This window comes from Azoarcus sp. TTM-91 (genome assembly GCF_012911025.1).
Taxonomy (GTDB): domain Bacteria; phylum Pseudomonadota; class Gammaproteobacteria; order Burkholderiales; family Rhodocyclaceae; genus Azoarcus.
Map to the genome: position 1 here is coordinate 77,345 of NZ_WUEI01000009.1, position 9,046 is coordinate 86,390.

Consider the following 9,046-nt stretch of genomic DNA (forward strand, 5'->3'; position numbering starts at 1 on the left):
CGGGTGTTCGACTACTTCGGCTACGGCTCGAACATGAGCCTGCGATCCCTGCAGGCGAAAGGGGTCACCGCGCTCGACTCGCGGCCGGCCCGGCTGCACGGCTGGCGGCTGCGCTTCAATGTGCGCCACTTCTTCCGCCACGAGGGCGGCATGGGCAACATCGAGCCCACCGGCAAGCCGCAGGACTGCGTGCAGGGCGTCCTCCATCGCTGCGACGACGATGCCCTGGCCCTGCTGGATGCCGCCGAGGCCTATGGCTATGGTTATGACCGTGTCCTCGTGGAAGTCAATGCTTCGGGCGCTGCCGTACCCGCTTTCGCCTACGTCGGCATGCCCGCCTTCATCGACGACGCCTGCCTGCCCACGCAGCGTTATCTGAACATCCTGCTGGCCGGTGCCGGCCATGCCGGGCTGGACCTTGCCTATCTCGACCAGCTGCGCGACCACCCCATCCACCCCTCGGCGGACTACTCCCCCTTTGCCGCGCCGAGCGGCGAGCAAGCCTGCTTCGATGCCGCCTCCCTGGCGCAAAACCCTTGTTTCACTGCACTTGCGGGCGCGGTGTTCGACATGAGCGAGGCGCAGCCACGCCACGAATTCCTGAAGGGTTTCTTCGGCGGCCGCGACATGACGCTGTTCCATCTGCAGCGCATGGACAGCAGCGACGGCCTGGAGACGCTGGAGGATGTTGCGCTCGGACGCTTGAGCCCCCGCCAGCGGGCCTACCTGAATGCATACCTGCATGAGTACAATGCGGAGTACCGCTATGTCGGCGGCTTCCAGTACGACTTAAGTCAGGTATAGAGAGGGCTAGGCAATGCAGACGTTTCCACCAGTGCTCGCCCATGGCGGCCTGCAGGAGGTATTCCCTGGCGTGTTCTTCGTCAGCGGGGCGATGGAAACGGTGCTGCACGGCTGCGACTGGTGCTTCAGCCGCAACATGACGGTGGTCCGCGAGGATGATCGCCTTGTCCTGTTCAACTCGGTCCGGCTAGGCGAGGAAGGCCTCGCCGCCCTCGACCGCCTCGGGCGGGTGACCGACGTGGTCTGCCTCGGCGCGCTGCACGGGCGCGACGACCCCTTCTATGTTTCCCGCTACGGCGCGCGCTACTGGCGTGTCGGCGGCGGCGCGCACGAGAGCGGGCTGGAAGCGCATCACCGGCTGGAGGCCGGCGGGCCGCTGCCGGTGTCCGGCGCCACGCTGTTCGAGTTCTCCACGACCCGGCTGCCGGAAGCCATCCTGCTGCTGGAGCGCGAAGGCGGCATCGCCATCGCCTGCGACGCCCTGCAGAACTGGCTTGCGCCGGACGAATATTTCTCCGATGCATCGCGTCAGCTGATGCAGGACATGGGCTTCTTCACCCCGGCCAACTTCGGCCCGGTCTGGATGCAGGCGGCGGTGCCGCAGGCGGCAGATTTCTCCCGCCTGGCGCAGCATTCCTTCCGCCATGCGCTGTGTGGCCATGGCGAGCCGCTGCGGGATAGCGCGGACAGTGATTTCCGCGCCCGCTTCGAACAGGTGTTCGGCGACGGCGGCAGGCAGTGAGGCGGTTGTCCGCCAGCCTGCAGGCCCGCGGCTCATTGCCGGCGTGAAGCTGGCCGGTTACCGTCTGGAAAAAGCCATCCGGCGTGGGGATGGACGGGTGACCTTCCGCGCGGTGCGGGAAACCGATGGCGCCCGCGTCTGCATCGAAACCCTGGACACCGAGTATCCGGGCCGCCAGCAGGCGGCCGAGCTCGCCCGCGCGGGCACGCTGGCGCAGCGCCTGAGCGAGGTGCCGGGCGTCATCGCGGTGCATGCGGTGGAGCGGCATGGCAGCGGCAACCTGGCGCTGATCACCGAAGCCTGCTCGCGCAGCCTGGCCGATCTGCTGGTCGACGCCGGTGGCAAAGGACTGCCGCCCGCGCAGGTGCTGGGCCATGCCATCGCGCTGGTGCGCATCCTGGCCGGCATCCACGCCCGCGGCGTCGTGCACAAGGCGCTCACCCCGGCCCAGGTGATGTTTGCCGAGGGCGATGGCGGCTTGCGGCTGTGTGGGTTCGGCATCGCCTCGGAGCTGCTGCGCGAGAGTTCCACCTCCTCGTCTCCCCGCCGCCTGGAAGGGCCGCTGCCCTATCTGTCGCCCGAACAGACCGGGCGCATGAACCGCGCGCTCGACTACCGCTCCGACTATTACTCGCTGGGCATCGGCCTGTTCGAACTGCTGACCGGGCGCAAACCCTTCGAGGCCGATCATGCGCTCGGCTGGGTGCACTGCCACATCAGCCGCCAGCCGCCGGTGCCGCATGAGCTGGACCCGGCGATCCCGCCGGCGGTGTCCGCCATCGTGCTCAAGCTGCTGGCCAAGGACCCGGAGGCGCGCTACCAGAGCGCGGACGCGCTGCTCGGCGACCTCGAACGCTGCCGTGCGGCGCTGGCGGCCGGCCTGGCGCTTAACGACTTCTCCCCCGGCGAGGGCGACGTGCCCTTGCACTTCCTGGTGCCGCAGAACCTGTACGGGCGCCAGCGCGAAACGGCGCAGCTGCTGGGTCTGTTCGAAGCGGCCGCCGCGGGCGGCGCGGTGTTCTGCCTGGTGCATGGCTACTCGGGCGTGGGCAAGTCGGCGCTGGTCAGCCAGCTTGATCGCCCCTTGGTGCGGGAGCGCGGCTTCTTCGTCCAGGGCAAGTTCGACCAGCTCCAGCGCGGCGAGGCCTTCAGCGCCCTGGCCGCCGCGCTGCGCGGGCTGGTGCATCAGGCGCTGGCCGAGCCGCCGGCGCAGCTGGAAGCCTGGCGGCTCGCGCTGCTGGAGGCGCTCGGCCCCAACGCGCAATTGATCGTGGAGCGGGTGCCGGAGCTGGAGCTGATCGTCGGCCCCCAGCCGGTGGTGGCCGCCCTGCCGCCGGCCGAGGCGCGCAACCGCCTGCAGATCGTGCTCACCGCCTTCATCCGCGTGTTCGCCGCCGCCGGCCACCCGCTGGTGATCTTTCTCGACGATCTGCAGTGGAGCGACGTGCCCACGCTGGAGCTGATCAAACGCTTGGTCAGCGGCCGCGAGCTCGGCCACCTGCTGCTCATCGGCACCTACCGCAGCAACGAGATCGGCCCCGGCCATCCGCTGCGGCTGATGCTGGAGGAACTGGCCTCGGTGCGCGCGGTGGAAGAGATTCCGCTGCGGCCGCTGGATCGCGACGCGGTGGCCGATCTGGTCGCCGACGCCTTGCGCACCGAACGCCCGCTAGCGCGGGAGCTGGGCGAGCTGCTCTACGACAAGGCCGGCGGCAACCCCTTCTTCACCACCGAACTGCTCAAGCGCCTGCACGAGGACGGCGCGATCTCGCTGCCGGCCGGCGGCGAATGCTGGGTGTGCGACCTGCATGCGGTGCGCTGGTCGGGCCTGAGCAACGACGTGGTCGAGTTCATGGTGGACAACCTGCGCCAGCTGCCGCCGGCCACCCAGGAGCTGCTGGAGCTGGCTGCCTGCATCGGCAACACCTTCGACTTGCGCACGCTGGCCGTCATCCACGAACGTTCGCCGGCCGAGACCGCGGCGGTGCTGCTGGCGGCGCTCAAGCGCCATGTGGTGGTGCCGCTGCATGCCAGCTACCGGCTGGTCGGCGAGTCGCCGGAGCTGAACCCCTCCTACCGTTTCCTGCACGACAGGGTGCAGCAGGCAGCCTACGCGCTGATTCCGCCGCAGCGCCTGCAGGCGGTGCATTGCTCCATCGGCCGCCTGATGCTGCGCCACGCCGACGCCGAAGAGCGTGAAGCCAGGCTGATCGATATCGTCGGCCACCTCAATGCCGGCCGCGCGCTGATCGACGACCCTGCCGAGCGCCTAACCCTGGCGCAACTCAACCTCAGTGCCGGAATACGCGCCCGCCATGCGGCGGCCTACGAGGCGGCCATGGACTACCTGCAGACCGGCGAAGCGCTGCTGCCGGCGGATGCGGTGGAAGCCGAGACCGGTGTGGCGCGGGCGCTGGCCGCCGAGCTGCAGCAGTGCGCCTACCTCACCGGCCGCCACGCCGAGGCGGAGGCGCGCAGCGAGGCCTTGCTGCGGCAGGCGCGCGACGATCTGGAGCGGGCGGAAATCCTGGTGGTGCGCACCCGCCAGTACGCCACGCTCGGGCGCATGGATGCCTCCATCCAGGCCGCAATCCGGGGCCTGGCGCTGCTGGGCGTGGTGTTCGTGGACGACCCGGACGACGCCGCCATCGCCGAGGAGCGCCGCCTCGTGCTGGTCAACCTGGGCGGCCGGGCGGTGGCCGAGCTGGTGGATGCGCCGCCCGAGCGTGATCCGGCCACGCTGACGGCGATGCGGCTGTTGATGGAGATTTTCGCCGCCGCCTTCCTGTCCGGCAGCGGCAACCTCTTTCCCTACCTCGTGCTCAAGGCGGTGAACCTGTCGCTGCGGCACGGCAACTGCCCGGAGTCTGCCTTCGCCTATGCCGCCTACGGCATGCTCCTGTGCGGTGAGCTGGACGAACCCGCGCTCGGCCACGAATACGGCAAGGTCGGGCTGGCGATCAACGAGCGGCTGGACGACATCGCGCTGCGCGCCCGCGTGATCTACGTCTATGCGATGTTCGTGCATCACTGGAGCGAACACTGGAGCTCGCTCACCCCGCTGTTCCGCAAGGGCATCGAATCCGGTTACCAGTCGGGCGACCTGCTCTACCTCGCCTACAGCGCGCAGGACTGCGTGATCTGGGACCCGACGCTGGACCTGGAAACCGCCGCCGCGCGCCACGCGGAGAACCTGGAGATCGTGCGCGAATGCGCCTACCAGGACTCCTTCGACTCCGGCTCCCTGTTCCTGCAACTGCAGCGCAACCTGCTGGGCCTCACCGATGCGCCCGACTCCCTGAGCGACGCGGGCTTCGACGAGCACGCCTGCCTGGCCGGCATACGCCGGCGCGGCTTCATGACCGGCATCGCCAACTACCTTATCTACAAGGCCGAGGCCTGTTTCATGCACGGCCTCACCGTGCAGGCGCTGGGCTACGTCGAGGAGCAGGATGGTCTGATCCGCTCGGCGATGTCGCTGCCGCAGCTGGTGCGCTTCTACATCGTCGCCTTCCTCGTGCGCGCCAGCCTGTACCCGGACATGCCAGCGGCGACGCAGGCAGCGACCCTGGAGCGGCTGCAGCGCGACTTCGACCGCATGGGGCGCTGGGCGGCCAACTGCCCGGCCAACTTCGCCCACCTGCACCTGCTCATGCGTGCCGAGCTGGCCCGCCTGGCCGGCCACGGCGAGGCGGCGCTGGATGCCTACGAGGCGGCCATAGATGCAGCCCGCCGCAGCGGTTTCCTGCGGGACGAGGCGGTGGCCTGCGAGCGCGCGGCGCGCCATCTGCTCGCCGGTGGCCGTGGTCGTGCTGCCGAGGGCTATCTGCGTGCGGCCTACCTGCTGTATGCGCGCTGGGGCGCCCAGCGCAAGCTCGGGCTGCTGATGCGTGAATTCCCGGTGCTGGCCGAGTTGCTCACGGACCGCCGGCCGGCCGCGGGCGGGCTGAGCGGAGGAGAGCTCGACCTCGCCTCGCTGATGAAGGCCTCGCGGGTGATCTCGGGAGAAATGGTGCTGGACCGCCTGATGCGGACCACCATGGATATCGTGCTCGAGAACGCCGGCGGCCAATGGGGTTGCCTGGTGGTCTGCCGCGATGGCCAGCTGACGGTGGAGGCCTTCAGCGCCAGCGGCGGGGCGGAGGCCGGGGAGGCCGAGGGGCTGCCGCCGCAGGCCTGCATCGCGGATGCCCAGGGCCGCCGCTTCGGTCTGCCGGTCACGGTGATCTGGCAGGTTCTGCGCAGCCACAAGGCGGTGGTGCTGGACGATGCCGCCGGCGCCGGCGACTTCACCGGCGATCCCTATGTGTCGCGCCGCCGTCCTGCCTCCATCTTGTGCGTGCCCATAGGCCGCGAGCGCTTCGACGGCGTGGTCTACATCGAGAACCGCCTGGCGACCGGCGCCTTTCCCGCCGAGCGGGTGGAGATCGTGCATCTGCTGGCGGCGCAGGCGGTGGTGGCGATAGACAACGCGCGCTTGTACGAACAGGTGCAGGAATACTCGCGCACGCTGGAACAGCGTGTGGCCGAGCGCACCGCCCGGCTGGCCCAGCTCAACGTGGAACTGCAGGCCCTGGCCGACCGCGATGGCCTCACCGGCGTGGCCAACCGCCGCCGCGGCGACCTCTACCTCGCCGAAACCTGGGCCAGGCTGCAGCGTGAGCAGGCGCCGGTGTCGCTGGTGCTGTTCGATGTGGACCACTTCAAGGCCTACAACGACGGTTTCGGCCACCAGAAGGGCGACGAATGCCTGGCTGCGGTTGCCGCCGCCGCGCGGCGCGAAGTGCCCCGCGCGCAGGACATGCTGGCGCGCTACGGTGGCGAGGAGTTCATGATCGTGCTGCCGGATACCGATATCGACGGCGCCGCCCTGGTTGCCGAGCGGGTGCGCAAGGCGGTGGCGGCGCTCGGCATCGCCCATGTCCAGGCGGCGGGCGGGCGGGTGACGATCAGCGCCGGCGTGGCGACGCTGATTCCAATCGCGGGAAACACCATCGCCGGGCTGGTGCACCAGGCGGACTTGGCCCTCTACGAGGCCAAGCGCGCTGGCCGCAACCAGGTGTGCCGCGCCTCCTAGCTTGCCGGGCGGCGCGGCTGTTCCAGCACGAGTGTGCTAACGAAGCCGTTTCAGCGCAGCCGCTGCACGGTGGCGTTGATCAGCCGGTGCAGGCTGGGCAGATCCTTGGCGCTGGCGAGTATGGCCTTCGACTCGCGCATCAACTCGTCCGGCGTCAGCCGGTCGCGCAGCAGGGCGCCGAGCAGCCGCGGCAGGACCATCTCGTGCAGCGGGTGCAGGCCTTGTGCGCGATCCGGCCCGCGGGGGGGAAAGTCCTTGTCGTAGGGCGGCACGAAAGCGGGTGTTTCGCGGCGGGGCGAGGGTGCGCGCAATGCGGCCTCGAAGGTCGGTGCCACCGCGCAGCGGTCGCCCAGCCCCCAGTGCGTCTTTGGAATGCCGTACCACTGCAACAGCGTGGCCAGGATGGAGGTCGAGTCGTAGGCGGTGTCGCCGGCGGCGCGGAACACCGTGTTCTGCTCTACCCACGGCGATACCAGGATGGTGGGCACGCGCAGGCCCAGCATGTCGTAGCGGAAGCCATCGTTCACATCGTTGGGCCAGGGATTGACCGCATAGGGCGGGGCGACGTGGTCGTAGATGCCGCCATGCTCATCGAAGGTGATCACCAGCAGGGTGTCTTCCCAGCCGGGGCCGGCGCGCAGCGCGTCGTAGATCTCGTTCAGCGCGCGCTCGCCCGGCACCAGGTCGCCGCCGGGGTGGTAGGAGGTGGTGCCGCTTTCGGCGATCCACACCGGTTCGAGGAAGCTGAAGCCGGGTAGCTTGCCGCGGCGGGCGTCTTCCTTGAACTGGTCGATGCCGGCGACGAACTGGCCGAGGTTGGCATCCACATAGGGAATCTCGCCCTGCAGGAAGAGGTGGTAGCTGAAGACGTAGTCGAACCACTCCACCGAGTTGTAGATCTTCCAGTCGGTGATGCCGTTGCTCCACAGCGTCTTCCAGATCGACGGCCGGTGCGGCGTCTCCGGCCAGTACTCGTAGGTGGCGCCGTTCTGGAAGTTGTTCAGCTGCTGCAGCGCCGAGCCGGTGAGGGAGAAGGCGCGGTTCACATCGGTGCCGCCCGGCATGGAGCAGAACCACTCATCGGAAACGCCATATTCGCGGGCCAGGCCGTTGAGCACCGGCAGCTGCTCCGGGCTGTAGGTTTCCATCACTTGGCGGGTGCCGTTGTTCCAGATGAAGCCGCCCATGTCCGGCACGGCGCGCTTGCGGTAGCCGTCGCGGTCGGTGAAGAAGAGCTGCCGCATCACGTCGGAATAGTCGTGGTACGGGTCCTGGTCCAGCAGTTCCAGCAGCCAGTCTTCGGAGAGCTTGCCGTCCTTGTACTTGGACAGATGCACCTTGTCCTTGCCGTCGAGGTTGTAGAACTCGGTGCTGGCGCCCTGGAAGGGGCCGTCCTTGCCGACGAAGCGGATGGACTCCTGGCCGTGCTCGTACAGCCAGCCGCAGACGTGGTCGAAGGAGCGGTTTTCCAGCATCAGGTAGACCACATGCTTGATGCGGCTGCGCATGAAATCCAGCGTGCCGGGCTGGGCGCTGCGCGCCGGGTCGATGGGCGTGCGGCCGAGCAGGCCGGTGAGCGTGGTGTGGGCATCGAAGCCGGTGGGCAATCGGCCACTGCGCAGCGGTTCGCCCAGCGGATCGGCGCGGCTGGGGTCAAAGTGCCACAGGCGGTAGCTGCCGTCCGCGGGTGTCCAGTCGAGGATGAACTCGCCGATGGCGGCCAGGCTGTGGCCGGCGTCCAGTTCCGGCCAGCGGCCTTCGGCCACGGTCGGTCGGGCCAGCGGGATCGGGTTCTGCGGGTCGAAGCTCCAGACGGTGTAGCTGCCGCTGGCGGCGACGACGTCCAGCACGTAGTTGCCGACCGGGATCAGCTGGTGGCCATATTCGATGGCATCGAAGGCGCCTTGCGGCGTGTAGGGCGCGGGCAGGGGATCGGCGCTGCCGGGGGCGAGCGGGCTGGGGTCGAAGTTCCACAGCTGGAAGGTGCCGCGGCCGTCGGTGGGGATGAAGTTGAGCAGGAAGTTGTGCAGCGGGATCAGCAGCAGTTCGTCGCCGCTGTCGTATTGCTCGTGGCCGCCGTCCGGGTTGCCGAAATCCACCCGGCTCTGCCAGAACTTGGTCTTGGGCCACAGCCCTTTCTGTACCGGTTCGGCGCCCAGCGGGTCCGGGCTGGCCGGGTCGAAGGCGAACAGGCGGTAGGGGAAGCTGGGGTAGTAGTCGCGCAGCTCGAGCGGCCCCCACTCCAGCAGGTAGCCGCCGATCTGGATGAGCTGGTGGCGGCGGTCCAGGCGTGCCTGCGGCGATAGGGGTAGCGGCGTGAGCAGTGATTCGGCGGCGGGGTCGAAGTGCCATAGCTGATAGCCGTCGCAGTCGCTGCGGCGGCTGACGACGAAGCTGGCGGGGGTGGCGGGCGACGGGAGGGC

General features: G+C 69.0%; 4 protein-coding genes. 3 read left to right on the top strand and 1 reads right to left on the bottom strand.

Annotated features, from left to right (window positions below; translation table 11 throughout):
* Positions 1 to 3 precede the first annotated feature (3 nt).
* Genes GRF61_RS04770 through GRF61_RS04780 form a run of 3 tightly spaced genes read left to right on the top strand, consistent with a single transcriptional unit; the run spans position 4 to position 6,623 of the window.
* The gene (locus tag GRF61_RS04770; protein WP_169149562.1) at positions 4 to 804 is read left to right on the top strand and encodes a gamma-glutamylcyclotransferase family protein; all 801 of its coding nucleotides are present in this window, start codon (positions 4 to 6) and stop codon (positions 802 to 804) included.
* A 13-nt stretch (positions 805 to 817) separates the two neighbouring features.
* Positions 818 to 1,546, top strand: coding sequence for a hypothetical protein (locus GRF61_RS04775; protein ID WP_169149563.1), 729 nt, complete (start codon positions 818 to 820; stop codon positions 1,544 to 1,546).
* Between the two features lie 43 nt (positions 1,547 to 1,589).
* A complete protein-coding gene (locus tag GRF61_RS04780) occupies positions 1,590 to 6,623 on the top strand; it encodes a diguanylate cyclase (RefSeq protein WP_211165748.1) in 5,034 nt (1,677 codons plus the stop codon).
* Between the two features lie 50 nt (positions 6,624 to 6,673).
* On the opposite strand, the gene GRF61_RS04785 is transcribed toward GRF61_RS04780, so the two are convergent.
* A partial coding sequence (locus GRF61_RS04785; protein WP_169149565.1) for an alkaline phosphatase family protein occupies positions 6,674 to 9,046 on the bottom strand: 2,373 nt, incomplete at its 5' end.